The following is a 24,357-nucleotide window of genomic DNA, read 5'->3' as shown; positions in this document are numbered from 1 at the left end:
AAAGGGGCCTCAAGTATGCGGTCCATCACAGGCCGGAGTGGTATCGGATGAAAATATATCTTTCCATCCGCATGAAGAGATTGACATCGCAAAAAAGCGGTGGCATCTTGGCTCCACCATCGAGACCGGCGGAGGGACAGGCCCTTTGATGCCGGGGCAGCCAGCGGAGCGCGCAAGCGCCCGCGTTTGGTGCCAAATCCTGCGGGGACCACCGCGTCCGCCGAAAGATGGTTCGAATCGTGCCTTGCGCACGTCGAACGCGAGCTCCCGCGAAGCTCGATGGCCGATCCACCCCGGATATCGCCATGAGCCTCGTGAATACAGCATCGCCGTCCACACCCGATGAGACCGATACATCTGCCGCCACCGATGACGGCGTGCTTGCCGTGCGCGGCGAACTGGTCATTGCCCTGCCGATGCGCCATGCCGGCATGCGCGAGCTGCGGCTGCGCTATGAACTGGTCGGCGCCGCCAATGCACCTGTGGTGTTCGTGGCCGGCGGGATTTCCGCGCATCGCCATCTGGCCGCCAGCGGCCTGTTCCCCGAGAAGGGCTGGGTGGATGGCCTGGTCGGTGCCGGCCGCGCGCTGGATCCGGCCTCGCGGCGCCTGTTGTCGTTCGATTTTCTCGGCGCCGACGGCACGCTGGATGCGCCGATCGATACCGCCGACCAGGCCGATGCGATCGCCGCCTTGCTGGATGCGCTGGGTATCGCGCGGTTGCACGGCTTCGTCGGCTACTCGTATGGCGCGCTGGTCGGCCTGCAGTTCGCCAGCCGCCATGCCGCCCGCGTCGGCACCTTGGTTGCGGTCAGTGGTGCGCATCGCGCGCATCCGTATGCCGCCGCCTGGCGTGCGTTGCAGCGCCGTGCGGTGGCGCTGGGCCAGCTGCAATGCGCCGAAAATCATGGGCTGGCGCTGGCACGGCAGTTCGCCATGCTCAGCTACCGCACCCCGGAAGAATTCAGCGAGCGCTTCGACGCGCCGCCGGAAGTGATCAACGGCCGCGTGCGCGTGGCCGCCGAAGACTACCTGGATGCCGCCGGCGCGCAGTACGTCGCGCGCACCCCGGTGACCGCCTACCTGCGGCTGTCCGAATCCATCGACCTGCATCGCATCGACCCGGCGCAGGTACGCGTGCCCACCGTCGTCGTTGCGGTGGAGGGCGACCGCCTGGTGCCGCTGGCCGACCTGGTCAGCCTGGTCGAAGGCCTGGGGCCGCGCGGCAGCCTGCGCGTATTGCGCTCGCCGTATGGCCACGACGCCTTCCTGAAAGAAATCGATCGCATCGACGCGATCCTCGCCACTGCCCTTCGCCTCACCGGAGAAACCGCATGAGCTTTCGTGACCCCGCCGACGCCCCCTGTACCGCTGCCACCGCTGCCGTCCGCGCCGGCATCGACCGCGACACTGCCTATGGCGCGGTGACGCCGCCGATCGTGCTGTCGTCGAATTTCTCCTTCGATGGTTTCGGCAACAAGCGCCAGTACGACTACACCCGCAGCGGCAACCCGACCCGCGATCTGCTCGGCGAAGCGCTGGCCGAGCTGGAAGGTGGCGCCGGCGGGGTGATCACCTCCACCGGCATGGGCGCGATCAACCTGGTGCTCAATGCATTGCTGCAGCCGGGCGACACCCTGGTGGTGCCGCACGATGCCTACGGCGGCAGCTGGCGGCTGTTCAATGCGCTGGCCAAGAAGGGCCACTTTGCGTTGGTCACGGCCGACCTGACCGACCCGCGTTCGCTGGCCGATGCGCTGGCGCAGTCGCCCAGGCTGGTGCTGATCGAAACCCCGTCCAACCCGCTGTTGCGCATCACCGACCTGCGTTTTGTCATCGAGGCGGCAAAGAAGGTGGGCGCGCTGACCGTGGTGGACAACACCTTCCTGTCGCCGGCACTGCAGAAGCCGCTGGAGTTCGGCGCGGATCTGGTGCTGCATTCCACCACCAAGTACATCAACGGCCATAGCGACGTGGTGGGCGGTGCGGTGGTGGCGCGCGATGCCGAGCTTCACCAGCAACTGGTGTGGTGGGCCAATGCGCTGGGCCTGACCGGGTCGCCGTTCGATGCCTTCCTCACCTTGCGCGGCCTGCGCACGCTGGACGCGCGCCTGCGCGTGCACCAGGAAAACGCCAACGCGATCGCCGAGCTGCTGGACGGACATGCGGTGGTCAATCAGGTGTATTTCCCCGGCCTGGCTGCGCATCCGGGTCATGCGCTGGCCGCGCGCCAGCAGAAGGGCTTCGGCGCGATGATGAGTTTCGAGCTCGATGGTGGCGAAGCTGCGGTGCGCGCGTTCGTCGATGGCCTGCGCTACTTCACCCTGGCCGAGTCGCTGGGCGGTGTGGAAAGCCTGATCGCGCATCCGGCCTCGATGACGCATGCGGCGATGACCGCCGAAGCACGCGCTGCCGCCGGGATTTCCGATGGCCTGCTGCGGCTGTCGATCGGGATCGAATCGGCCGAGGATCTGTTGATCGACCTGCGCGCCGGCCTGGCGCGTGCCGAAGCAACGCTGACCACCGCAAGCCGCAAACAGGTCGACGCGTGAGCACCGTGCTGCCTGTTTCGCGCCGCGCTTCGGCGGCAGCGGTGACGCCGACGCCACGGCTGGCCCTGCTGGGCACCGGGACGGTGGGGCGCGCGTTCGTGGCGCGCTACACCGCGCTGCAGGAGCGCCAGCTGCAGTTGCCGCGCTTCGACTGGCTGGCCAATTCGCGGATTGCCCACGATTGCGGTACCAGCGCCGCGCAGGCCTTGCAACAGGCCAACGCCGCACCGCGTGGCCAGGCCGTGCTGCAACCCTGGGCAGAAACCACCGCCTTGCGTGCCGGCGATCTGCTGGTGGACGCGACCGCCAGCGACGTCGTTGCCGATTGGCACGTGGAATGGCTGCTGCGTGGCGTGCACGTGGTCACTGCCAACAAGCTGGGCCAGGGCACCGCGTTGTCGCGCGCGCAGGCCCTGCACGCGGCACGTCACGCCAGTGGTGCGCACTACGGCGACAGCGCCACCGTCGGGGCGGGGCTGCCGGTGTTGAGCAGCGTGCGCGCGCTGGTGGCGGGCGGCGACCATATCCATTCGATCGAAGGCGTGTTGTCCGGGTCGCTGGCCTGGCTGTTCCATCGCTACGACGGCAATGGTGCGTTTTCCGATTGCGTGCGTGAGGCGATGGCGGCCGGCTATACCGAGCCGGATCCGCGCATCGACCTGTCAGGCGAGGACGTGCGGCGCAAGTTGCTGATCCTGGCGCGCGCGGCGGGCTGGCAGCTGGAAGCCGACCAGGTGCATGTGGAATCGCTGGTGCCCACGCGCATTGCGCGGCTGCCGCTTGACGCATTGGATGCGCAGCTGGACGCGCTGGATGAGGTCGTCGGCGCGCGCTGGCAGCAGGCGCGCGCTGCAGGACGCTGCCTGCGCTTTGTCGGCCGCGTGGATGCGCATGGCGCCAGCGTTGGCTTGCGCGAGCTGGCGCTGGATCACCCGCTCGCCGGTGGCGCCGGCACCGATAACCGTGTGGCCATCAGCAGTGATCGCTATCGCCAGCAGCCCCTGCTGATCCAGGGGCCGGGCGCGGGCGCGGAGGTGACTGCGGCCGCGTTGCTGGATGACGTGTTGCGGATTGTGGCTGGGTAGTAGGGGAAGAACGCGGACAGGCGCTGCCTCCGCCTGAGGGCAGCTGCCCGTGCGCGTGCAGTCGATGGCATCATCGGCTGCACGGCTGGTCCGCTGTCCGTTCTATACGTTGCAAACGCATCGCAGCTGCAGCTCGCCCGTTCGCGCGCTGCAGCTTCCACAGATGCGTTGGTCATGCCGATCGCTTTGTCGTCGGCACTGCTTACTGCGCAATCGCCTTCAACAACGCGGCATTGAAACGTGTCGGGTCCTGCACCTGCGGCGAGTGGCCGAGGTCGGCGAACTCAACCAGCGTCGCGTTCGGGATCGCCTCCGCTGCCCGCTTGCCCAGCTTGGTGTAATCGCCGACCCGTGCCTTGACCTCGGGCGGCGCGGTGTCCTTGCCGATCGCGGTGCGGTCCTTGAGGCCGATGAACAAGGTGGTGGGCACGGCGAGCTTGGGCAGTTCATAGACAACTGGTTGGTTGAATACCATGTCGTAAGTCAGCGCCTGGTTCCAGGCGACCGCCTGCCTGCCGTTGCCCAGCGACATGCCGGCCTGCATGCGCGCCCAGCGTTCGAACTCGGGCTTCCATTGGCCGGCGTAATAGACCTCCATCTGATACTTCTTGATGCGTTCGAAACTGATCTTCAGTTCGTTGTCGTACCACGCATCGACGCTGCGCCACGGAATGCCTTCGGCCTTCCAGTCTTCCAGTCCGATCGGGTCGACCAATGCCAGGTGCTCGGTGGCCTGCGGATACATCAGTGCATAGCGGATGGCGAGCATGCCGCCCATTGAATGACCGACCACCACGGCACGTTCGATGCCCAGCTTCTTCAGCAGTGCCTGCGTGTTGTCGGCCAGCTGCGCGAAGGAAAACTGATAGGCGGCCGGTTTGCTGGATTTGCAGAAGCCGACCTGGTCCGGCGCGATGACGCGGTAGCCGGCCTTGCTCAGTGCGGCAATGCTCTGCTCCCAGGTGGCGGCGCAGAAGTTCTTGCCGTGCAGCAGTACGGCGGTACGTCCGTTGGGCTTGCCGGTGGGCGCGACATCCAGGTACGCCATTTCCAGCGGCTGCTGTTGCGAGGTGAACGCGAAGGTCTTGACCGGGTAGGGATAGTCGAAGCCCTCCAGGCGCGGGCCATAGCGGGTTTCCTGCGCCATCAGGGGGCCGCAGGCAAGGGCAAGGGCGAGAGTGCAGGCAAGCTGTCGCATCGCGATCTCCGTCGGAATCCAGCATCAGACGGTACACGGGGAAATGTCGTGGGGACGTACAGCGTCGCTGCGCCGGGTGGACAGGCATGGCGCGGCCCAGGGCCGCGCCCGGCTCAGCATTCGATGACGTTCACCGCCAGCCCGCCGCGGCTGGTTTCCTTGTACTTGTCCTGCATGTCGCGGCCGGTGTCGCGCATGGTCTTGATGACCTTGTCCAGCGACACCTTGTGCTTGCCGTCGCCGCGCATGGCCATGCGGCTGGCGTTGATCGCCTTCACCGCGCCCATCGCGTTGCGTTCGATGCACGGGATCTGCACCAGGCCGCCGATCGGGTCGCAGGTCAGGCCCAGGTTGTGTTCCATGCCGATCTCCGCGGCATTCTCGATCTGCCCGGGATTGCCGCCCAGCGCGGCGACCAGGCCACCGGCCGCCATCGAGCAGGCCACGCCCACTTCGCCCTGGCAGCCGACCTCGGCGCCGGAAATGGAGGCGTTCTCTTTGTAGAGAATGCCGATGGCCGCAGCGGTGAGCAGGAAGTCGAAGATGCGCTGCTCGGACGCGCCGGGGCAGAAACGGTCGAAGTAATGCAGCACCGCCGGGATGATGCCGGCCGCGCCGTTGGTGGGCGCGGTGACCACACGGCCGCCGGCCGCGTTTTCTTCGTTGACGGCCAGTGCGTACAGGTTGACCCAGTCCAGCGTGGTCAGCGGATCGCGCATCGCCGCTTCCGGTTTGGAGGAGAGCTCGCGATACAAGGCCGGCGCGCGCCGCGAGACGTTCAGGCCGCCGGGCAGTGTGCCTTCCTGGCGGATGCCGCGCTCCACGCAGGACTGCATTGCCGCCCACAGCTCGCGCAGGCCGGCGCGAATCTCGTCCTCGCTGCGCCAGCTCTTTTCGTTTTCGAACATCAGCGCGGCGATGCTCAGGCCACTGCGCGCGCATTGCGCGAGCAGTTCGTCGCCACTGAGGAAGGGGTAGGGCAGCGGCGTTTCGTCGGCCACGATGCGGTCGTCGGCGGCATCGTCCTGGTTGACCACAAAACCGCCACCGACCGAGTAGTAATCGCGCGTGGCGATCACCGCCTCATCGGCGTCGTAGGCGGTAAAGCGCATGCCGTTGGTGTGGTACGGCAGCTTCTGCCGCTTGTTCATCGGCAGGTCGCGCTTTTCGTCGAAGGCGATGGCGTGCTGGCCCATCAGGTTGATGCGCTTGCTCGCGCGGATGCGCTCCAGCGTGGCGGGGATGATGTCCGGATCGATCAGGTTGGGGCGGTGGCCCTCTAGGCCAAGCAGCACGGCCTTGTCGGTGCCATGGCCGCGGCCGGTCAGGGCCAGCGAGCCGAAGACTTCGGCGCGGATGCGCACCGCATCGGGCAGGCGGCCGGCGTCGAGCAGCCAGCGATGCACGAAGCGCTCGGCCGCGCGCATCGGCCCCACGGTGTGGGAGGAACTCGGACCGATGCCGATCTTGAACAGGTCGAACGTGCTGACAGCCATGCTTGCCGGAGAGGTGAGCGTAAAGGCGGCTATTCTAGTCGGTCGGCGATTGCCGCACGGCTGCAGCGCAGCATGAGACCTCCCGATGGCCTTGATCCTGTACCAGCGCGACGACTGCCACCTGTGCGACCAGGCCGTGGAAGTGCTGGCGCAGGCACGCGCTGGCGAGTTCAGCAGCGTCTTCATCGACGGCGATGCGGCGCTTGAGGCCGCTTATGGGGAGCGTGTGCCGGTGCTGTGCGATGCGGATGGGCGCGAGCTGGACTGGCCGTTCGACAGCAGGCGGTTGCGCGAGTGGTTGGATGCCGGCACGCGATGATGCGGCGTGCGCGCACTCGGCACGCGCCAGATGTGGATTCTGAGCGGCTGAAAACGACGTCGCGCCGGTCTGGTGCGGAGCGGATGGTCTGGGCCTTCGCTGCAAGTCGGCCGATCTGCTGCTTGGCTGCCGGGGCCTTGCCCGCCCAACATCGCGGGACACGCCGCAAGGACGTCCTTGTAGGCTCTTACGCGGCATCCATGCCGCGTAAGGTCCCGCGACGGCGGGCGGACAGGACCTGTCGAGAACGTCGGTGCGCATGGTTTTCAACAGAGCCATCGGCAAAGTTTCTGGTGCGGTGTCTTCGCCGGTTGCGGGACCGTGTGGCGGCACGGATGCCGCCACCGAGGCCCAGGGACGGGTTCACGGCGTGTCCCGCGAGCGTTGAGGGCGCCGCGCCCTCGACCGATTTCGCCTGAACTTCGAGCTGTCGATGCTGTTCCGCGACCAGGCGGCCGCGGCTGAACTGGCCGGCTTCAGCGTTTGACCTTGGCTTTTGACTGCACCTAACAAGATGGGGCCAACAAACTCATTTTGTCGGCTTCCAGTTCGAGTTGTCAGCCACACCCGGGGTGGATGCCGAGTCTAGCTGTCGCGCGGTGTCATCCGGTTCCCAGGCATAAAAAAACGGCGGACCCGACGAGGTAGTCCGCCGTTCAATGGCCGCGTCCGGTTGCGGCCGGTGGCGTTACTTCGCCTTGAACACGACCTTGGTGCTGATCGCGGTTTCATTGGGGATGGTCTTGGTGTCGGCCCAGTCGCCGCCGCCCACGCCGAAGTCCAGGCGCTTGACCGTCGCCTTGCCGGCCAGCACCGGCTGCGCGCCCGGGGTCCAGGTGAAGGTCAGCGTGACCGGCTTGCTGACGCCGCGCAGCTCCAGGGTGCCGTCGGCGGCGTACTGGTTGCCGCCCAGTGCGCGGAACTTGTCGGCGCGGTAGCGCGCGGTGGCGAACTTGGCGACGTTGAAGAAATCCGGGCCCTGCAGGGTCGAATCACGGTCGTTGTTGCCGCTGACGGCGCTGGCCAGCGGGATGCGCACATCGAGCTTGGCGCCGGCCAGGTTGGCCGGGTCGAAATGCAGCGTGGTGTCGAAACCGGGGAACTTGCCGGTGAAGACTTCGCCGTCGTACTTGCTGGCAAACACCAGCGACGAGCCGGGCGCCTGCACGTAATCGGCAGCGAGGACCGGGGCGGCGGCGAACGTGGCCACCAGGGACGCGGCGACCAGCAGGGGAGAGGCGAACAACCTGGACGACATTGGGGAATCCTTTAAGGTTTGGAAGAGAGCCAACCGCGCGGCAGCATCCGCACCAGGGTGGCGTCACGCTGGAACAGGTGGTGGTAGAGCGCGGCGCCGGCATGCGCCAGCACCACGGCAATCAGCAACCAGAAGCCCCACTCGTGGATGAAGTGCGCAATCGCGCGCAATTGTTCGTCCGGCGGGCTGAGCTTGGGGACGGCAAACAGGCCGAACCAGCGGAACGGGCGCAGGCCGCTGGTGGAGTCGTACAACCAGCCCGACAGCGGCATTGCGAAGATCATCGCGTACAGCAGCCAGTGGGTCAGCCCGGCGATGCGTTCCTGCCAGCGTGGGGTGCCGGCCACCGGCGGCGGCGCGCCCGCGTAGACGCGCCAGCCCAGCCGGACGACCACCAGTGCCAGCACGGTCAGGCCCACCGATTTGTGCGCGGTGTAGACCCAGAAGTATTTCGGCGTCTTGGGCAATTCGCCCATGGTCAGGCCGACGATGCCCAGCACCAGGATCAGCAATGCGATCAGCCAGTGCAGGGTCTGGCTGACACCGCCCCAGCGTTCGACGTTCTTCAGGGTCATGCTCAGGATTCCGGGCTGGTGGCAGTGTCGGCGGCGGGTGCGTTTTGTGGCTGTGGCTGCGGTTGCGGCGCGTCGTCGTCGGCGCGGCCTTCGCGCACGGCTTCGGCTTCGATGCGCAGTTCCACCGCATCGCCGATCATCGATTTCCACGCGTCGATGCCGAACTCCGCACGGCTCAGCGTGGCCGTGGCCGAGAACCCGGCGGTGCGCCGGAACGGCGGCAGCGGATGGCGCTTGAGCGCATTGAGGGTGACATCCAGGGTGACCGGGCGGGTGACCCCGTGCAGGGTCAGATTGCCGGTGACCCTGGCGTGGTTCTGCCCGCTGGCTTCCACCTGCGTGGAGACGAAATGCGCGTCGGGAAACCGCTCGGCGTCGAGTAGGTTGCGTGCCAGCGTGGCCTCGTTCCACTTGGCATCGCCCAGGTCGGCGCGGTGCAGGGGCACGGTGACGTCCAGGCGCGCCGCAGCCCAGTCGTCCGGGTCGAACACCAGCGAGCCGCTGCTTCCGGAAACGGTGCCCAGTGCCTTGGAAAAGCCGGCGTGTTCGACCGCGAACAGCACCCGTGTGTGCACCGGATCCAGCGCGTAACGCACCGGCGCGGCGGTTGCGGCAAGGCTGGTCACGGCCAGGGCGGGAAGCAGCAACAGGCGGGCGAGGGTTGTCATGGGCGGATTCTAGACATATCCCGCTGCAGCGCGCTTGGCTTGCGCTCGCAACGATCCGTTGCGAGCATGCGGGCTGGACGTGGAAAGGATGCCCACATGCGTGCGCTTGTTGTTTTGCTGGTCTTGCTGCTGGGCGCAATGCCCTGTGTGGCGAAGATTCCCGAGATTCCGCGTTTCCGGATCGTGGGTCCCAGCGACGGACTCCCATCGACCATGGTGGTTGCGATCCACCAGGATCGCGCCGGTTATCTGTGGCTTGGCACCCTGGATGGTCTGGTGCGGTACGACGGCGCAGGATTCAGGACCTGGCGACATGATCCTTCCGACCCGGCATCGTTGCCCTGCAACGCGATCCAGGCGCTGCACATCGACGCGCTTGACAGGATATGGATCGGCTGCGGCAAGACGCTGAGCGTCATGGATGCCGGGCGAGGCCATTTCCGGCACTACCGCACGGTCGACTATCCGTTGATGAAGGACGGCGAGATCTACAGCATCACCGCGTTCGACGGCGATATCTGGGCCGGAACCACGACCGGCGCGCTGATTCGCATCGATACCTCTGGGGCGATGTCGTCGGTGGATCTGGGTGCGGTCGATGGCGACCTTGACCAGGCCATGGTCATGAATCTTGCGGCGGACAACCGGCAGCGGCTGTGGATCGGAACCAGCAGTGGATTGGCGTACTACGACGGAAAACGTCTGCACCGCGTCTATGTCCCGGACGAACCGAACCGTCAGTCTGCCATCTTCGGTCTGCAATGGGCGGGGGACCGTCTGTGGCTGGGGAGCGAGTCGGGGTTGCACGTCATGGGTCCGGACGATCAATGGCCGCCGCTGCCCTGGGGGACGATGTTCGGCACCGGCAACGAGTTCTGGGGTGCAGTGGCTGCCCCGGACGGCGAATTCTGGTTGGGAAGTGGACGCGGTCTGTGGCGGACCCGCGGCGAGCGTCCACCGGTCCCTGCCTTCAGCGGAGAGGGGGCATTGTCACGCCGTAATGTCATTGGCCTGCTTGGAGCCGCTGATGGCGGGCTATGGGTTCCGATGCATGGCACCGGCCTTGGGTATTTGCCGGCAGACTGGAAGCGCACAGCCGTGCTCAAACCGGCGGTGCCGACGGGTGATGCCATTTATTGCAACCTGGCCCCGGCCACACGTTCTGGTGGCTTGTGGCAGGTCGATGCGGAAGGTCGCTTGTTGCGCGTCGATCCAAGCACTGGCGACACGTTTCAGACAGGCTTGCAGTCGTCGCAACTCAAGGACATGGAGTTGGTGTCGGCGCTGGAGGATCGCCTGCAACGTGTCTGGCTGGGCAATCTGAGCTTTGGCCTTTCCCGCATGGACCTGCGTACCGGTGAATTCATCCACTGGCCGTCCGATGGCCCTGAACCGGCGTCGGCGCTATCAGCGCCTGACTGGATCATCGAGGATGGCGATACGGTGTGGATGGCCTTCATCGACATGCTGCAGCAGCGTGATTTGCGTAGCGGGCGTGTCTTGCAGCGCATCACGCAGCAGGACTTGCACGGCTTGCGCGATATCGCCGTACAGCAGCTGGAGCAAGGCCCGGACGGACGTGTCTGGGTTGCAGGCGAAGGCGGCATGTTTGCCTGGGACGAGGCGTCACACCAGTTCGTGCCGGTTGCAGGGCTGGAAGGGACACAGATCCAGGCGTTTGCCAGCCAATCGCCGGAGATGGTGTGGGTGTATCGGGCCGTCGGTGCAGAACAATGGAAGAAAACCGCAACACGTTGGGTGCGCGTGCGTCAGGTGGGCCAGGCCGACGGCCTGACCGGGTTCGACGCGTCCGCAATGCGGATCGACCCGCGTGGCAGGGTCTGGATTTCCAGCTTGCGCGGGCTATGGCGCATCGACCCTTCGGTGACGCCGACACGCCTACGCAACATCGGGACACGCGATGGATTGACCAGCCAGGAGTTCATTCAGCATTGTCTGCTGATGGCGGGCGATACCCTGATCGGCGCGACCAGCGATGGCTCTACCGTGCTGCTGGATACCGCAATGCCCGATATCGCACCGTTTGTTCCGGCACTGCAGCTGGAACATGTCAGCGTGCTACGCAACGGTGCTCGCATCGCGTTGCCAATGGATCGCCCGTTTCAGCTGGGACCTGGAGATCGGCAGTTGCAGATCGTCAGCCGTCTGCTGTCGTACAGCGACCCGTTGTCCAATCGTTACCGCAGTTTCTTGAAAGGCTTCGACACCGAATGGCAGACCTCGGGCAACGCGGGAATCCGAGAATTCGCCAGCTTGCCTGCCGGTAACTACGAGCTCACGCTGCAGGGGGGGGACCCGCTGGGCAATCGCTCACAGATGCGCTCTCTGCGGTTCTCGGTCAATCCACCATGGTGGCGCAGTGACGCAGGCATCGCGCTCATTTTCCTGCTCGTGCTGCTGCTGGGCGCATTGCTTGCGGCTGCCTATCGCCGCCGTGTGCGCATGCGCGCGCAATGGCAGCTGGCCCAGCACAAACGCGAGCTGGCCGAACAGGCCTCGTTGGCCAAGACGCGCTTTCTGGCGACCCTCGGGCATGAGGTGCGCACGCCGATGACCGGTGTGCTGGGCATGAGCGAGTTGCTGCTGCAGACGCCATTGGACGGACGTCAGCAGGGCTATGCCAGCGCGATCCAGTCGGCAGGCAAGCATCTGCTGCGGCTGGTCAACGATGCGCTGGATCTGGCGCGGATCGAAGCCGGCAAGCTGCCGCTGGATTATCGCGACTTCGACCTGCGCCAGCTGATCAGGCAGGTGGCCGAGCTGGTGCGCCCGAGCGCCGAGCAGAAGCAGTTGGCCTTTGCGTGCGAGCTGGATGACGCGTTGCCGCCGGCATTGCACGGCGATGCCAGCCGGGTGCAGCAGATCCTGCTCAACCTGTTGTTCAATGCGGTCAAGTTCACCGAGCGTGGCAGCGTCAGCCTGCGTGTGGCGGTGGCGCCGCAACGCCCCGGGCGAGGCATCCGGATCGAGGTGTGCGATACCGGCCCGGGCATGAGCGCAGAACAGCGCGGGCGCCTGTTCCAGCGCTTCGAGCAGGCCGAAGGCGCAGTGACGCTTGCCCGGCATGGCGGCAGCGGCCTGGGCCTGGCGATCTGCCGCGAACTGGCGGCGGCGATGGGCGGTGCGGTGACGGTCAGCAGTGAACTGGGGCAAGGCGCGTGCTTTGTGGTCGAGCTGCCGCTGCGCTGGGTGAGTGCGCTGCCCGCGGTGCCTGCGTCTGCCCGCGCAACCTCGCCGCAGGCCCAGGCGCCATTGCAGTTGCTGCTGATCGAAGACGACCCGACCGTGGCGCAGGTGATCGTTGGCCTGCTGCAGACCCGTGGCCACCAGGTCACCCATGTCCTGCATGGTCTGGCGGCCTTGGCCGAGCTGAGTACGCGCAGCTTCGACGCGGGCCTGTGCGACCTGGACCTGCCAGGCATCGACGGTGCGGCACTGGTGACGCAGTTGCGCGCGCGCGGCGTGCGCTTTCCGATCGTCGCGGTCACCGCACGCGCCGATGCCGACGCAGAGCCGCAGGCGATGGCTGCCGGCTGCAATGGCTTCCTGCGCAAGCCGGTCACCGGTGAGTTGCTGGCACAGGCACTGGCGGGTGTGCTGGCAGATGCCGCCGATGCGCACGCCGCCCGGCTGGCGACTCACGGCGGCTAACGAAACGTGGCAAGCGCGCGGCAGCTGGATGCGGCCGGCGCGCCCAGCGCCGGAGCGTACAGGTGGCACACGCGGGTTCCGAGCACTGCCGCGGCCGCCTGGCGGCGCAGCGCTTTCGTCGGCCGCTCCGAGGTCATTCCGAAGCCACCTGCCGTGGAGCCGGAACGGTGCGGTCCCGTCAGGGAGTCCGCGCGGCCGCGCAGGCGGCGATGGGGAGGGCCGAGCATGGAGGGACGTGCTGCTCTCGTCGCTTGCCCCGTCGCACCGTTGCTGCTTGGCGCGCATGCAGCAGCGGTAAACCAGATCGACCCCGTGCAGGTGCCGGTTCGGCCTCGGGGTGAAAACGGATGCGCGGCGTGGCAAGCTCGCTCGGGCTTGCTCGCACCGCGCGTGGCCCGCACTATGCGGCGACTTGTCGTGAAACCTGTCCAGTGCGCCTTTTTTTGTGTTTTTCCTATTGGTTGATCGCGGCAGCGTCGCTGTGTCTGTGCGCCACGCTGCAGCCTGCATGGGCGAGCTCGCGCGCGCTGCTGACGCCGGTCCCCAGCCAGATCACGGTTGCCGACGGGCTGCCCTCGGACACCGTCAGCGAGCTTGCCGAAGACCAGCAGGGCTATCTCTGGATCGCCAGCGATGACGGATTGGCCAGATTCGATGGGCGCAACTACCGCATCTGGCGGATGGAAGAAGGGCTGACCAGCAACGCGATCTGGACCATCTGCGTCGATCGCGACAATCGGGTGTGGATGGGTTTCGAGAACGGCGGTGCCGGTTTTCTGGAGCCCAAGACACGTGCGTTCAGGCGCTTGGAGAGCCCGCAGTTTCCGGAGCTGCGCGAGATCACGGTGTGGGCGCTGGCCCACACGCCAAACGGCGATGTCTGGCTTGGCACCGCTGCCCATGGGCTGTATCGGCGGCGTCCCGACGGCAGCATGCAGCGATTTTCCAACGTGCCCGGCGACCCGACCAGCCTGCCGTCCGACAGCGTGATCGGGTTCGCGGTCGCGCCTGACGGAACCTTGTGGATCGGCACCCATGGCGGGCTGGCTCGCTGGGACGGCACGCACTTCCAGCGGGTGCCGCTGCCTGGAACCACGCAGGCGGTCAATCGGCTGTACATGGAACGCAACGGCGGCACCTTGTGGGTATCGGATGTCGTCGGCGATGCGTTTGGTGTGGACGCCAATGGCCAGGCGCGGCCCCAGCCGTGGCAGAAGGCGGTGAGCAAGCGGCGGGTCATGGGTGTGCTGCTGCATGATCGCAACGGGCGCTATTGGCTGGACACCGACGGCGGCCTGGGCCTGTCTACTGCAGGAACCGACATCAGCAGCGTGCCGGTCTACAGCCTGTCGGCGCATGGCCTGGTCCGGCGGAACTGGATTGCGGCCTACGAGGATCGGGAGGGCGGGCTGTGGTTTGCAGCGCTCGAAGGCGGCCTGTGGCACCTGCCGCCGCATTGGGACACTTTTGCGGTCGTGGCCTCCCACGGCGGCGATCCACAGTCGCTGACCAACCCGTCCGTGCTGGCGACGGCGCCGTCGGCTGCGGGCGGCGTCTGGCTGGCCGGCTCACGGCACGTGCTGGAATATCTCGATACGGTGACCGGCCAACTGCAGACCCACCTGGACAACATCGACGCCCGTCCGCCCGACTCCATGCTCGAAAGCCGGCGCGGCTTGGTCTGGATCGCTGTCGAAGGAACATTGATTCGCTATGACCCGCAGACCCGGCAGGCCAGACGCTGGCAGTTGCGTGAGGATGTCGAGCCCGATCCCGACGGTGCTGCGGACCGACCGGGCTGGATGGCGGAGGACGCGCAGGGCCGGCTGTGGGTGACGGTGCTGGAATACGGCCTGCAGATCCGCAACCAGGAGGGGCAACTGCTGCGGACCATCGTCCATGGCAGCCATGGACTGGAGCCATTGACCATCCTGGACATACGGCTTGGCCCCGATGGTCAGATATGGCTGAGCAATAACGCCGGTCTACGGCGCTGGGACCCCGCTGCCGACCGCTTCGTCCCCGTCGACGGCACGCCGTCCCTGCCGACGTACCTGTTCCGGCTTGGAGAGGGCGGCGTGGTCTGGACCGGCTTGGCTGGCGAGATCCGGCGCTATCTGTGGGACGGAAAGCGGCTCAAGCACCTGGATACGGTCGGAAAAGAGCAGGAGTTTCCGATGGTGGCGCCCAATGGCCTGGTGGTCGACGCCAGGGGCGTGGCCTGGGTGTCCAGCCAGCGCGGCCTGATCCGGATCGATCCCGGCAGCCGACTGGTGCGTGTGTATGGGGTGCACGACGGGCTCCCCAACCAGCAGCTGCAGATCAACACCCTGGTGCAGGCCGGCAGCGGGCGGGTCGTGGCTGCATCGCCCGACGGTGTGGTGGTGTTCGATCCGGCCACGATGCGCCCCAGCACACGCCGGCCGCCGTTGATCATCGAACGCGTGGGCTTGCGGCGCGGGGAGCGTGGCCTGGATATCACCGGGCAAGAGCCGCTGACGATGCAGGACGACGATCGCGACCTGCACATCGTCGCGCGCCTGCTCAGTCTGGCCGATTCGGAGTCCAACAGTTACCGCTTCCGGCTGAGTGGCTACGACCCGGACTGGATCGATGTCGGCCCCAGTGGCGAACGGCTGTTTTCGCGACTGCCCGCAGGGCATTACACGCTGGAAGTGCAGGGCCGCACCGCCGATGGAATCTGGTCGGCCAGCCAGACGCTGCGCTTCCAGGTATTGCCGCCGTGGTGGCTGGCGCCGTGGGGGCTGGTCCTGCTGGGCGTGCTCGCCCTGTGCATCGTTGCCGCGGCGGTGCTGTTGTATCGCCGCCGCCTGCGGCGCTTGAATGCCTGGCAACTGGCGGTGCACAAGCAGGAACTGGCCGAGCAGGCGTCGTTGGCCAAGACGCGTTTCCTGGCCACGCTCGGCCATGAGGTGCGTACGCCGATGACCGGTGTGCTGGGCATGAGCGAGCTGTTGCTCAAGACCTCGCTGGACAACAAGCAGCGCAGCTATACCGAATCGATCCGCCGCGCCGGCGCGCATCTGCTGCGCCTGGTCAACGATGCGCTGGACCTGGCGCGGATCGAATCCGGGCGCCTGGAACTGGACCTGGAGCCCTTCTCGGTACGCCAGCTGGTGGCCGAGGTGGAGGGCTTGATGGCACCGCTGGCGCAGGAACGCGGCCTGCGTTTCAGCCTGGAAGTGGGGCTGCTTGGCGACATCACCGCCAGCGGCGATGTCACCCGCATCCGCCAGATCCTGCTCAACCTGCTCAGCAATGCGATCAAGTTCACCGAGCGCGGGGTGGTGGGGCTCAAGCTGACCACGCTGGGGTCGTACCAGGGGCTGCGTTTCGAGGTGGCCGATACCGGGCCGGGCATCAACGCCGATCAGAAAGCACGCCTGTTCCAGCGCTTCGAACAAGGCGACGGCGCCAAGACCACCTCGCGCTACGGCGGCAGCGGTCTGGGCCTGGCCATCTGCCAGGAACTGGCGATGGCGATGGGCGGGCATATCGAGGTGATCAGCCGGTTGGGCGCCGGCACGCGCTTCGTGGTCGATCTGCCGCTGCGCTGGGTCGCTTCCAACGCCACGCTTGGCGGCGAGGTGGCACGCACCGGAGGCGCGGTCGCCCCGCAGCGCATTCTGCTGGTCGAAGACGACCCCACCATCGCCGAGGTCATCGTCGGCCTGCTGCGTTCGCAGGGGCACTCGGTGGTGCATGCACCGCACGGGCTGGCCGCGCTGACCGAAGCGGCCGACAACCCCTTCGACCTGGCCTTGCTGGACCTGGATCTTCCCGGGCTGGACGGCTTTGCGCTGGCGCGGCAGCTGCGCGTGTTCGGTTACGACATGCCGTTGATTGCGGTGACCGCACGCTCGGACGAAGAGGCCGAGCCCACCGCGCAGGACGCCGGCTTCGACAGTTTCCTGCGCAAGCCGCTGACCGGCGACATGCTGGCCGACACCATCGCCGAGGCGCTGCAGCGCGAACGCCCGCGTGATCAGATATAGCGCCATGTACCGCGGCCGGGATCGCACACGCCATTGACCCGCGCCGCGCTAGGCGATGTCGCCCAGCCATCGCTATTCGGCAACTTCCTCCACCTGCCTGGGATGCGGCCGCGTCTCGGCCAGTTGCCAGAAGATCAGCGTCGAGGACAAGGTGATGCCACCGACGCACAGAAAGGTCGCATGCAGCGCCGCCGTGGCGCCGTGGCTGTCGCCCAGATGCGTGTTGAAGGCGGCCAGCAGACTGCCCGCTGCCGCCGCGCCGAAACCGGTGGCCAGCATCATCACCATCGACAACAAGCTGTTGCCGGGGCTGGCCTGCTCGCGATCCAGGTCGCGCAGGGTGACGGTATTCATGACGGTGAACTGCAGCGAGTTCACCGCGCCAAAGCAGGCCAGCTGCAGCAGCCGCAGCCATAGCGGCTGGCCGACATCGACCAAGGCGAAACTGGCCATCGCCAGGCCCACCAGCACGGTATTGAGCATCAACACGCGGCGGTAGCCGAAGCGGCCGACCAGCTTCACGGCGGCCCGCTTGGCAGCCATGCCGGCCAGCGCCACCGGCACCATCATCAGCCCGGCATTCATCGGGCTCATGCCCAGGCCGACCTGCAGCAGCAGCGGAATCAGGAACGGCATCGAGCCACTGCCCACCCGCGCGAACAGGTTGCCCAGGATGCCGATGCGATAGCTGGCCACCTTGAACAAGGCCAGCGGAAACAATGCCGCCGGCGTACTGGCCGCATGCAGCCAGTAACCGGCCAGCGCAGCAAGCCCGCCGATTGCCAGCAGCATGACGAAGGCGTGGCGCAGGCCGAGTTCGGAGATGCCGTCCAACGCCAACGACAGTGCCACCATGCCGAACGCCAGCATCAGATAGCCGATCAGATCGAAGCGCTGGCGCGCATCGCCGTAGTGGTCGGGCATGATCTTCAGCGCGGCAATGAAACCGATCACGCCAATCGGCAGGTTGATCAGGAACACCCAATGCCAGGAGGCGACTTCGACCAGGTAGCCACCCAAGGTGGGGCCGATCAGCGGTCCGATCAGCGCCGGGATCGCGATGAAGCTCATTGCGCGCAGGAAGTCGGCGCGCGCCACGGTCTTGAGCACTGCCAGCCGGCCCACCGGCAGCAGCATCGCCCCACCGATGCCTTGCACCACGCGCGCGGCCACCAGTTGCGGCAGCTGTTGCGCGGCCGCGCACAGCAGCGAGCCCAGCGTGAACACGATGATCGCCGCCAGGAAGGTGCGCCGCGTCCCGAAGCGGTCGGCAATCCAGCCCGAGGCGGGGATGAACATCGCCACCGCCAACGCATAGCTGAAGACCACCGACTGCATCTGCAGCGGGCTTTCGTGCAGGCTGCGCGCCATCGACGGCAATGCCGTATTGACGATGGTCGCATCCAGCATCTGCATGAAGATCGCCAGCGACACCAGCCACAGCAGCGGCTTGATGGTGTCGTAGGCGCGCAAGGTGGGCACGGGCTGGGACATGAGCATCGCCATCGGGAAGACAGCGCATTATCCCTGCGCGCGTGCAGAACGTCGCAACACTATAGACGACGCCATTGCTTGAGCCCGTCGCAGCGTCGCATCGCCGCAGCGGCAACGAGTGAGACGCGCCGCACCCAATCCAATTGCGGACAAGCCCGGTGCTACGAATCGTCGGGAACGGGCTGTGGCGGCGTGCTAATGCCAGATCTGGCTTGCACCAAGCGGTTGTTTTGCTGGCGAATCGTTTTGCGCCTGCCACCGTCCAGCCACCGCAAGCGAGCGTTGGCTCACATCAGGGTGGATCGACCGAGGGCGGGCGAGGGGAGCGTTCGTAGAAAAAGCGGAATGCACGCTTGGAGCTTTGCCGACGGTCTGGTCAGGGATGGCGCGACTTGGGTCTGGCCGCCTTCCGAGCGCGCCAGTAGATCAGGTCGAAAGCATCCATGGAAAAGCAAGTCTTTGATGTAGTGCAGCGCGCCTATTTCCCAGGCGATCCCTTGGAGAAAATGCTGGGAAGGATCGCTGCACAACTGTCGCAGAGCGCGATCACGAACGGCGCGGTATGTAAGTTTGTCGCGGTGGAGCATCACGGTCCACCGGGGCCGGTTCTGGCAGAAACCCAGCCCCCGCCCACGCAGTGTTTTCCCGTCCAGCACGGCCGGCAAGTGCTCGGCACACTGAATGTCACGCCGGCTCAAGAACGAATGACCCCGGAGGCGATGACGCTGTGCCAGCAGATCGCAAAGTATTGTGCGTACCTGATCAAGCGCGATGCCGCGCGGGCGTTCGCGCAAGACCGGTTTGGTCGCGCCCTGTCGATCGTGGGCGTGAGCGAAGAGGTCTGGACGATCGACGAATTTGTCGAGCACGCCGCATACAGTCGCTTGCCGGTCATCGTGCGCGGCGAGTTCGGAACCGAGAAGGAAAAGGTGGCCGTTTTGCTGCATGCAGCTGCACCCTGGCGGGAGGGGCCGTTCGTTGCGATCGACTGCGCCGCTCCCGGCGACGCACCGGCAGCATGGTTCGAGCGCGCAATGGCAGGAACGCTGTTCCTGCAGGGCGTGGACGAGCTCGACGACGCGCTACAGCGCCAGTTGGCCGGGCAGCTTTGTGGCCTCGGCGGGCCATGGTCCGCCGTGGACGGCGAGGACTCGCCACGCGTGGTCGCCTCCACGACCGCTGATCTGTCGCGCCGCGTACGTGCCGGACGCTTCTCGCGGGCGCTGCTGTCGCAACTGGATGTCCTGTCGATCGAACTTACCCCGTTGCGCAAGCGACGGACAGATATCGGCTTTCACGTCGAGCACGTGCTGGATCGGCATGGACTGGATCACGGCCAGGTGGTCACCGAAGTGCTGATGGACGCCCTGATTTACTACCCTTGGCCGGAAAACCTCCAGGAGCTGGAGCGGGTGGTGCTGCGCCTGGCGGTCATGACCGCCTGCAGGCCGGTCGGCAGCGCCGACATCCAGCGCCACGCACCGCGTCTGTTGGAAGGCCGGGTGCAGGGAGCGCAGCACGATGCATGCGCGACGATGTCGCAACCGGCCGATCTTCCGGCTGAGCCTACGCAGCCGGAAACGCCGGTCGACTGGATCGCCGGCCTTCCGCATCGCCCCGGCCAGCGTCTTGCCAGCCTGCACGACGCACTGCGGCGCGCATTGGTGCATCTGGGCGAGCACTATGCCGAACCGCTGACCCTGGGCGATCTGGCCCGGCAGGCGCATGTCAGCCAGTCGCATCTGGGCTTTCTGTTCCGCGACGAACTCGGCACCCCGTTCAAACCGATGCTGCAGCAGCTACGGATCGAAAAGGCCAAGGAGCTTTTGCATCAGCAGCGCAGGCTGCGCATCACCGAAGTGGCGCTGAAGGTCGGTTTCGGCGACCTGAGCCATTTCGAAAAGAGCTTCCGACGGCTGGTGGGGGTGAGCCCGCGTGAGTTCCGTAACGCCGGCACAACCGGTGGGATCGACTGACCCGAGTAGTCGGGTTCTTAGCGCTTCGTGCCGGGCCCCTTGCGGATGGCCCAGCACGAAGTTCTATTGCGATAAATCCGATGGGCTCATGCCCTTCGCTGGCACGAGCATCCACGCGCAACTTTCAAGTTTGCTGCTGGAAGGTGGCAGTTTGCATTCCACCGCCCGGCGCGCCTACCAGCTCTACGACAATCCCGGCCGCATGATTCGGGTCTGAGATGTTATAGGTGTTGCCGACGATCAGATCGTCATTGGGATAAGGCGTGATTTGCGCGACGAGATACTGCGTAGGGTTACCTGGCTGGACCTGTATATTGTTGCCGGTCGCGACGGTGTTGAAGCCAGGCACTTCTTTCACTGTGGTAGTCATGAGGCATGTCCTTCAATGCTGCGAGGCAAGATGGGCGGCCTCGTGACGCCTTTGGGCTTGTCGATAAGTTCACGCAGTCGTGTCCAGCGTGGACCAACGCAAAGGGGCGGATTTGCTCGCGATGCGCAAGCTTTTGAGACTGCAGTGGCTACCGGCAGCAAGAAATAACTCTGGCACCTGGGTATTTTTCTCAGCTTTTCTGGTCCGGGAGCCAATCGGCCGCATCCTCCTTATATGTCAAGGCCGGCGGATAATCCTTGATGTCGCCCCATGTTCTTCTCCCATTTGCGATATCTTTCATCAGTGGATATAGATCTTCAGTATTTGACAGGTGATAGCCTCTGCCGGATTCTGCCAGATGGGTGATGATTGCCAACTCAAGCAGTTGCTGAGGGAGATCCGTCAAAAGGATGTCATCCCCAATAGCCCATAAAAGAAATTGCCTAGCAAGATCTTTGCCCTGACTTGGCTGCCCCCAGGCCCAATCCGCGATGGCTACATAACTGGATGGCTTGCGTCCCTTTACTCTGATCACGGGGTCGTAATCTTGCCACCCTCGACCAAGCGTGAACCCTATCGGGTCTAACTGAGTGTTGACATGCTCTATCAATTCCTGCCGATATTGGTTTCTTTTTATTTCGTCGGCACCTCCCCATACGTTGATCCACCAATAGCGGCCATAGTCCGTCAACAGTTTTGCCTCTCTCTTGCTCATTGCCAATTACCTCTTTAGTGATGAGGGTGGTGGGTTTGAGATAATCCCGAGTGTGTTTTTTTCTGGTCCGGGAAAATGACGAGTGATGAAGTTTAATTATGTTCTGTCAACTTGGATAAACGGGGTGCCTTTTTTTAAAGGCTATTGAAACAAGGGTGTGTAAAGTATTTCCTGGCTCAATGTCGGCCAATTTGCGACACGTTGGTCTTCAGTGATATCGAGCTTTGCGACGCGTTACACCACCTGCGCCACTGTCTTGATGGCCGCAAAGCGGATTTGGGATAGTTCCCGGCGTTGCGTATCAGTTCGGTGAGCAGCCGGCCGGTGGCGCGGACTTTTTTAGTGCGATTGCTGAAAATCTTCGGTGCTAGCGCTTCTTCAACAAGCGGACGAGCGTGCGCAGTCACTGCACGCTTGGATCGGGAAGATTCGAGTAGCTGAGGTCGAGTTCCAAGCCATCGCACGGCGTGCCGGGAAGCGACAGCACCGCATCCTGTTCGTATTGCCAGAGCATGGCCTGGGAATAACCGCAGCCGGCCGGATCGAAGGGCTGGACGTGCCGGATGTCGCCGGCGTAGAGGTGACGCCCTGCCGTGGAGACCCGCCAGGCCCAGACGCGCGGGGAGGGGCCGGGGCCGATCCGCGACAGCAATTCCACTGCGCGCGCGTGCGAGCAGTACAGGCCGGGCGAAAAACCATTGCCCAACAGCGCGGCGATCCACATACGGATGTAGTCGATGGCTGCCTGTGGCGGGCTGCCGCCATCTTCCCAGTCGAGATAAACCACCGCGCCATCGGGAAATCCTTCGGCGCGTACCAGCGCTGCGGCCTGTGCACCATCAAGGCTGCCCTGCCGGGCGGTGACGTCGTGCGAACCGGGGCCGATCGTCTGCTGACCAAGGTAGACGGGCGCCAGGCCCCAGCCTTGCGCGGTCAGTGCGTCGCGTTGGCCCATCCAGCCGGTGTCGGCATGGCTTGGCGCCGGTGCCAGGTAGTAGCCGCACCACGCCAGGTCGGCCTGGGTCTTGAGCCAGTCGAGGGCGGGCAATCCGGGGAATTGATCGGTATCGAAGCCTGTGTAGAACGTCATGTCGGAATTCCTTCGGATCGGGCATTGGCTGGGCCGAGGCGAGATGGCCGCGGCAAGTGGGGCTGCGCTGCTGGATCAACGTGGCGGCGGGGAGCCGGCAGACCGGCGCCAATGGGACCGGACGGGTTCATCGCGAGACCGGCTTCATCGCAACGCCGAAACGCATCGCTCCGTCAACTGGCTATTCCGTCGTCGGCGTTCGGAGTGGCCGGCGACGTCGCCGCCATTGCCTGCTCGGTCTGCTGCTGCGCGGCGGCCACCGCCGCAGCGGCGGCCTGTTCGGCCTGCTGCAGTGCCTGTTTTGCGCTATCGATCGCCTGGTCATTGCCAGCTGCGGCAGTCGCCGCGGTTGCGGCCTGCATCGCCGCCTGCACTGCCCTATCGCTGGCCGCCATCGCCTGATCGATCTGGGCTTGCGCCGCTTTCAGCGCCGCTTCGATCTGCGAGGATCCTGACGATTGAGCAGTGGAGGCTGGTGTCTGGTTCGGGGGCGTGGGCTGGATATCGTCGGACATGCTGGTATCTCCTGAAGTGGACGCGGAATGGAGCGGGGTGACGGCATCGGCACGCGATGGCCGCATCGGCGCGGCGAGTGGTGCGGTTTCGGTTGGACGCTGCGCTGCAAGCGCGCGCAGCCTCTCGCCCAGTGCGTGTTCGGCCTGCGCCATGCCCTGGCGTGCGGCCGCCAGGGCAGCGGCGCGACCTGCATGCACCGCTTCGCGCGCCGCGTCGGCGGCGCTGGCCGCAGGCGGGGCCTGGTCGCCGGCCGCAGCAGGCGGGGGCGGTGCGCTCACTGCGTGGCCTCCGCATCCGTGTCTTGCGAGGTGGTGGGTGATGCAGGTGCGGCACCGAAGTCGCGGAGCGAGATGATGCCGCCGTTGACCTGTAGCAGTGCAGCCAGGGCGTCGTTCTGCATGGAGAACACGCAGCTGCTGCCATCCTGGCCCAGCACGCCACGGCTGGGCCGGTTGGCCGCTAGAAATGCCTGCGCAGACTGCAAATAGAGGCGGATCGCATCGCTGGCCGCCTGGTCGCCGCCGTCGCCTCGGTAGCGGGTGTGCTGGACGATCTGCTGGGCCGCCAGCGATAGCCGCGCGAAGCCGATCTGGCGACCGCGTGCCAGCCATTCGGCAACGCTGCGCTCGACTTCGTTGGGCGAAGGTAACCCCTGCACCTGTGGGCAATCCAGGGTGGTGAACAGCTGCGGCAGCAGCGTCTGCAGCGCCGACGCCGCCGCATGCGCACGTTCGTCCGCAGCGGCGATGGTGGCGGTGCAGGCCAGGTAGAAGCGGTAGTAGTCGCAGAATTCCAGCGGCGTGCGCGCCTGCTCGATGGCGAATGCCGCCGCTTCCTGCTGCAGTGCCGGCGTCACGTTGTCCGGCGGCGCGTCGGCGGCCAGCTGGCGGAGTGCCAGGCTTTCTTCCATGTCCAGCGACTGGAACACGCCGGCGCCATCAACCTTCAACTGTGTCAGCAGGCTGCGGCCTGCGGCCAGGTCGCTTGCGGTGTACAGGGCGTTGTCGCGGAAGATCCGCTGCAGCTGCGCCTTGACCACCGAGCCAGTGTCTCCGGCTTCGGCCTGCGCCAGCGTGCCCAGGTCGGTCGGACTCAAGGTCATCAGCTTGACCGGGCTGACCCTCAGCTCCAGCTGCGGCAACAAGGCCAGGCGCGAGCCATGCAGGCCTTGCTGCACCTCGTCGAGCAAGCTGCTCTCGTCGGGAAAGTCGTAGCGCACACCGGGCGCCTGGATCGCCCATGTCAGCCACTGGGTGCCTCCATCGATGAAGGCCAGGCACTGCCTGCCCAGCGTCGAGAGCATCGTCGGCATCGAGATGAGGCGGCCTGCGATCGAAACGGACATTGCATGACTCCTT

At 65.7% G+C, this 24,357-nt stretch carries 18 protein-coding genes, 1 other RNA gene and 1 riboswitch; of the genes, 7 read left to right on the top strand and 12 right to left on the bottom strand.

The window, feature by feature from the left end; translation table 11 throughout:
* The first annotated feature begins 113 nt into the window (after window positions 1-113).
* Window positions 114-234, top strand: a riboswitch (SAM riboswitch).
* A 71-nt stretch (window positions 235-305) separates the two neighbouring features.
* The 3 genes from EO170_RS15955 to EO170_RS15945 are packed head-to-tail and all read left to right on the top strand — an operon-like array spanning window position 306 to window position 3,636.
* Window positions 306-1,337, top strand: a complete 1,032-nt coding sequence (locus EO170_RS15955) for a homoserine O-succinyltransferase (RefSeq protein ID WP_126946417.1) — start codon at window positions 306-308, stop codon at window positions 1,335-1,337.
* Entirely contained in the window at window positions 1,334-2,551 is a 1,218-nt protein-coding gene (locus EO170_RS15950; protein WP_115677685.1) for an O-succinylhomoserine (thiol)-lyase, read from the top strand. Before EO170_RS15955 ends, EO170_RS15950 begins: the two co-directional genes overlap by 4 nt.
* On the top strand, window positions 2,548-3,636 hold the full coding sequence (locus EO170_RS15945) for a homoserine dehydrogenase (RefSeq protein WP_164740202.1): 1,089 nt from the start codon (window positions 2,548-2,550) through the stop codon (window positions 3,634-3,636). The genes EO170_RS15950 and EO170_RS15945 overlap by 4 nt, the downstream gene beginning before the upstream one ends.
* Before the next feature lie 202 nt (window positions 3,637-3,838).
* Here the strand turns inward: EO170_RS15945 and EO170_RS15940 are convergent, their stop codons facing one another.
* Together EO170_RS15940 and EO170_RS15935 are read right to left on the bottom strand one after the other, a co-directional pair.
* Window positions 3,839-4,834, bottom strand: a complete 996-nt coding sequence (locus EO170_RS15940) for an alpha/beta hydrolase (RefSeq protein ID WP_104583005.1) — start codon at window positions 4,832-4,834, stop codon at window positions 3,839-3,841.
* A 113-nt stretch (window positions 4,835-4,947) separates the two neighbouring features.
* Window positions 4,948-6,330 (bottom strand): L-serine ammonia-lyase, encoded by a 1,383-nt coding sequence (locus EO170_RS15935; protein WP_115677684.1) that lies wholly within the window; start codon window positions 6,328-6,330, stop codon window positions 4,948-4,950.
* 85 nt (window positions 6,331-6,415) lie between these two features.
* Between EO170_RS15935 and EO170_RS15930 the strand changes: the two genes are divergently transcribed.
* Entirely contained in the window at window positions 6,416-6,649 is a 234-nt protein-coding gene (locus tag EO170_RS15930) for a glutaredoxin family protein (RefSeq protein ID WP_126945002.1), read from the top strand.
* A 688-nt stretch (window positions 6,650-7,337) separates the two neighbouring features.
* Here the strand turns inward: EO170_RS15930 and EO170_RS15920 are convergent.
* Genes EO170_RS15920 through EO170_RS15910 form a run of 3 tightly spaced genes read right to left on the bottom strand, consistent with a single transcriptional unit; the run spans window position 7,338 to window position 9,150 of the window.
* Window positions 7,338-7,907 carry a YceI family protein gene (locus tag EO170_RS15920; protein ID WP_119127754.1) on the bottom strand — a complete coding sequence of 190 codons (570 nt, stop codon included), beginning with the start codon at window positions 7,905-7,907 and terminating at the stop codon, window positions 7,338-7,340.
* A gap of 11 nt (window positions 7,908-7,918) precedes the next feature.
* Window positions 7,919-8,482 carry a cytochrome b gene (locus tag EO170_RS15915; protein ID WP_126946414.1) on the bottom strand — a complete coding sequence of 188 codons (564 nt, stop codon included), beginning with the start codon at window positions 8,480-8,482 and terminating at the stop codon, window positions 7,919-7,921.
* Between the two features lie 2 nt (window positions 8,483-8,484).
* The gene (locus EO170_RS15910) at window positions 8,485-9,150 is read right to left on the bottom strand and encodes a YceI family protein (RefSeq protein WP_126946411.1); all 666 of its coding nucleotides are present in this window, start codon (window positions 9,148-9,150) and stop codon (window positions 8,485-8,487) included.
* 96 nt (window positions 9,151-9,246) lie between these two features.
* On the opposite strand from EO170_RS15910, the gene EO170_RS15905 reads away from it, so the two are divergent.
* Complete coding sequence (locus tag EO170_RS15905; RefSeq protein WP_126946408.1) at window positions 9,247-12,822, top strand: hybrid sensor histidine kinase/response regulator; 3,576 nt, start codon at window positions 9,247-9,249, stop codon at window positions 12,820-12,822.
* On the opposite strand, the gene EO170_RS15900 is transcribed toward EO170_RS15905, so the two are convergent.
* A non-coding RNA gene (locus EO170_RS15900) (sX9 sRNA) lies at window positions 12,817-12,893 on the bottom strand. The genes EO170_RS15905 and EO170_RS15900 overlap by 6 nt on opposite strands.
* A 360-nt stretch (window positions 12,894-13,253) precedes the next feature.
* On the opposite strand from EO170_RS15900, the gene EO170_RS15895 reads away from it, so the two are divergent.
* Entirely contained in the window at window positions 13,254-16,838 is a 3,585-nt protein-coding gene (locus EO170_RS15895; RefSeq protein WP_126946405.1) for an ATP-binding protein, read from the top strand.
* Between the two features lie 72 nt (window positions 16,839-16,910).
* Here the strand turns inward: EO170_RS15895 and mdtD are convergent, their stop codons facing one another.
* Window positions 16,911-18,332 (bottom strand): multidrug transporter subunit MdtD, encoded by a 1,422-nt coding sequence (gene mdtD / locus EO170_RS15890; protein ID WP_104583133.1) that lies wholly within the window; start codon window positions 18,330-18,332, stop codon window positions 16,911-16,913.
* A gap of 443 nt (window positions 18,333-18,775) precedes the next feature.
* On the opposite strand from mdtD, the gene EO170_RS15885 reads away from it, so the two are divergent.
* On the top strand, window positions 18,776-20,308 hold the full coding sequence (locus tag EO170_RS15885) for a helix-turn-helix domain-containing protein (RefSeq protein ID WP_126946402.1): 1,533 nt from the start codon (window positions 18,776-18,778) through the stop codon (window positions 20,306-20,308).
* Between the two features lie 124 nt (window positions 20,309-20,432).
* On the opposite strand, the gene EO170_RS15880 is transcribed toward EO170_RS15885, so the two are convergent.
* The 5 genes from EO170_RS15880 to EO170_RS15860 form a co-directional block, all read right to left on the bottom strand.
* Window positions 20,433-20,678 (bottom strand): hypothetical protein, encoded by a 246-nt coding sequence (locus tag EO170_RS15880; protein WP_126946399.1) that lies wholly within the window; start codon window positions 20,676-20,678, stop codon window positions 20,433-20,435.
* 190 nt (window positions 20,679-20,868) lie between these two features.
* The gene (locus EO170_RS15875; protein ID WP_126946396.1) at window positions 20,869-21,393 is read right to left on the bottom strand and encodes a hypothetical protein; all 525 of its coding nucleotides are present in this window, start codon (window positions 21,391-21,393) and stop codon (window positions 20,869-20,871) included.
* Between the two features lie 403 nt (window positions 21,394-21,796).
* Window positions 21,797-22,483 (bottom strand): glycoside hydrolase domain-containing protein, encoded by a 687-nt coding sequence (locus tag EO170_RS15870; protein ID WP_126946393.1) that lies wholly within the window; start codon window positions 22,481-22,483, stop codon window positions 21,797-21,799.
* Between the two features lie 173 nt (window positions 22,484-22,656).
* Window positions 22,657-23,277 (bottom strand): hypothetical protein, encoded by a 621-nt coding sequence (locus EO170_RS15865; protein ID WP_126946390.1) that lies wholly within the window; start codon window positions 23,275-23,277, stop codon window positions 22,657-22,659.
* Window positions 23,274-24,344: a hypothetical protein gene (locus tag EO170_RS15860; protein WP_126946387.1), complete on the bottom strand. Its 1,071-nt coding sequence runs from the start codon at window positions 24,342-24,344 to the stop codon at window positions 23,274-23,276. The genes EO170_RS15865 and EO170_RS15860 overlap by 4 nt, the downstream gene beginning before the upstream one ends.
* Window positions 24,345-24,357: the final 13 nt, after the last annotated feature.

It is taken from the genome of Xanthomonas sp. BRIP62409, assembly GCF_003992965.1.
GTDB lineage: Bacteria > Pseudomonadota > Gammaproteobacteria > Xanthomonadales > Xanthomonadaceae > Xanthomonas > Xanthomonas euroxanthea.
This window is presented reverse-complemented; position numbering and strand designations above follow the sequence as displayed.

Excerpts from the sequence above, each read along its gene's own strand:
- EO170_RS15955 (WP_126946417.1), top strand. The coding sequence starts at position 306 with ATGAGCCTCGTGAATACAGCATCGCCGTCCACACCCGATGAGACCGAT.
- EO170_RS15950 (WP_115677685.1), top strand. The coding sequence starts at position 1,334 with ATGAGCTTTCGTGACCCCGCCGACGCCCCCTGTACCGCTGCCACCGCT.
- EO170_RS15940 (WP_104583005.1), bottom strand. The coding sequence starts at position 4,834 with ATGCGACAGCTTGCCTGCACTCTCGCCCTTGCCCTTGCCTGCGGCCCC.
- EO170_RS15935 (WP_115677684.1), bottom strand. The coding sequence starts at position 6,330 with ATGGCTGTCAGCACGTTCGACCTGTTCAAGATCGGCATCGGTCCGAGT.
- EO170_RS15930 (WP_126945002.1), top strand. The coding sequence starts at position 6,416 with ATGGCCTTGATCCTGTACCAGCGCGACGACTGCCACCTGTGCGACCAG.
- EO170_RS15920 (WP_119127754.1), bottom strand. The coding sequence starts at position 7,907 with ATGTCGTCCAGGTTGTTCGCCTCTCCCCTGCTGGTCGCCGCGTCCCTG.
- EO170_RS15915 (WP_126946414.1), bottom strand. The coding sequence starts at position 8,482 with ATGACCCTGAAGAACGTCGAACGCTGGGGCGGTGTCAGCCAGACCCTG.
- EO170_RS15910 (WP_126946411.1), bottom strand. The coding sequence starts at position 9,150 with ATGACAACCCTCGCCCGCCTGTTGCTGCTTCCCGCCCTGGCCGTGACC.
- EO170_RS15905 (WP_126946408.1), top strand. The coding sequence starts at position 9,247 with ATGCGTGCGCTTGTTGTTTTGCTGGTCTTGCTGCTGGGCGCAATGCCC.
- mdtD (WP_104583133.1), bottom strand. The coding sequence starts at position 18,332 with ATGTCCCAGCCCGTGCCCACCTTGCGCGCCTACGACACCATCAAGCCG.
- EO170_RS15885 (WP_126946402.1), top strand. The coding sequence starts at position 18,776 with ATGGAAAAGCAAGTCTTTGATGTAGTGCAGCGCGCCTATTTCCCAGGC.
- EO170_RS15880 (WP_126946399.1), bottom strand. The coding sequence starts at position 20,678 with ATGACTACCACAGTGAAAGAAGTGCCTGGCTTCAACACCGTCGCGACC.
- EO170_RS15875 (WP_126946396.1), bottom strand. The coding sequence starts at position 21,393 with ATGAGCAAGAGAGAGGCAAAACTGTTGACGGACTATGGCCGCTATTGG.
- EO170_RS15870 (WP_126946393.1), bottom strand. The coding sequence starts at position 22,483 with ATGACGTTCTACACAGGCTTCGATACCGATCAATTCCCCGGATTGCCC.
- EO170_RS15860 (WP_126946387.1), bottom strand. The coding sequence starts at position 24,344 with ATGTCCGTTTCGATCGCAGGCCGCCTCATCTCGATGCCGACGATGCTC.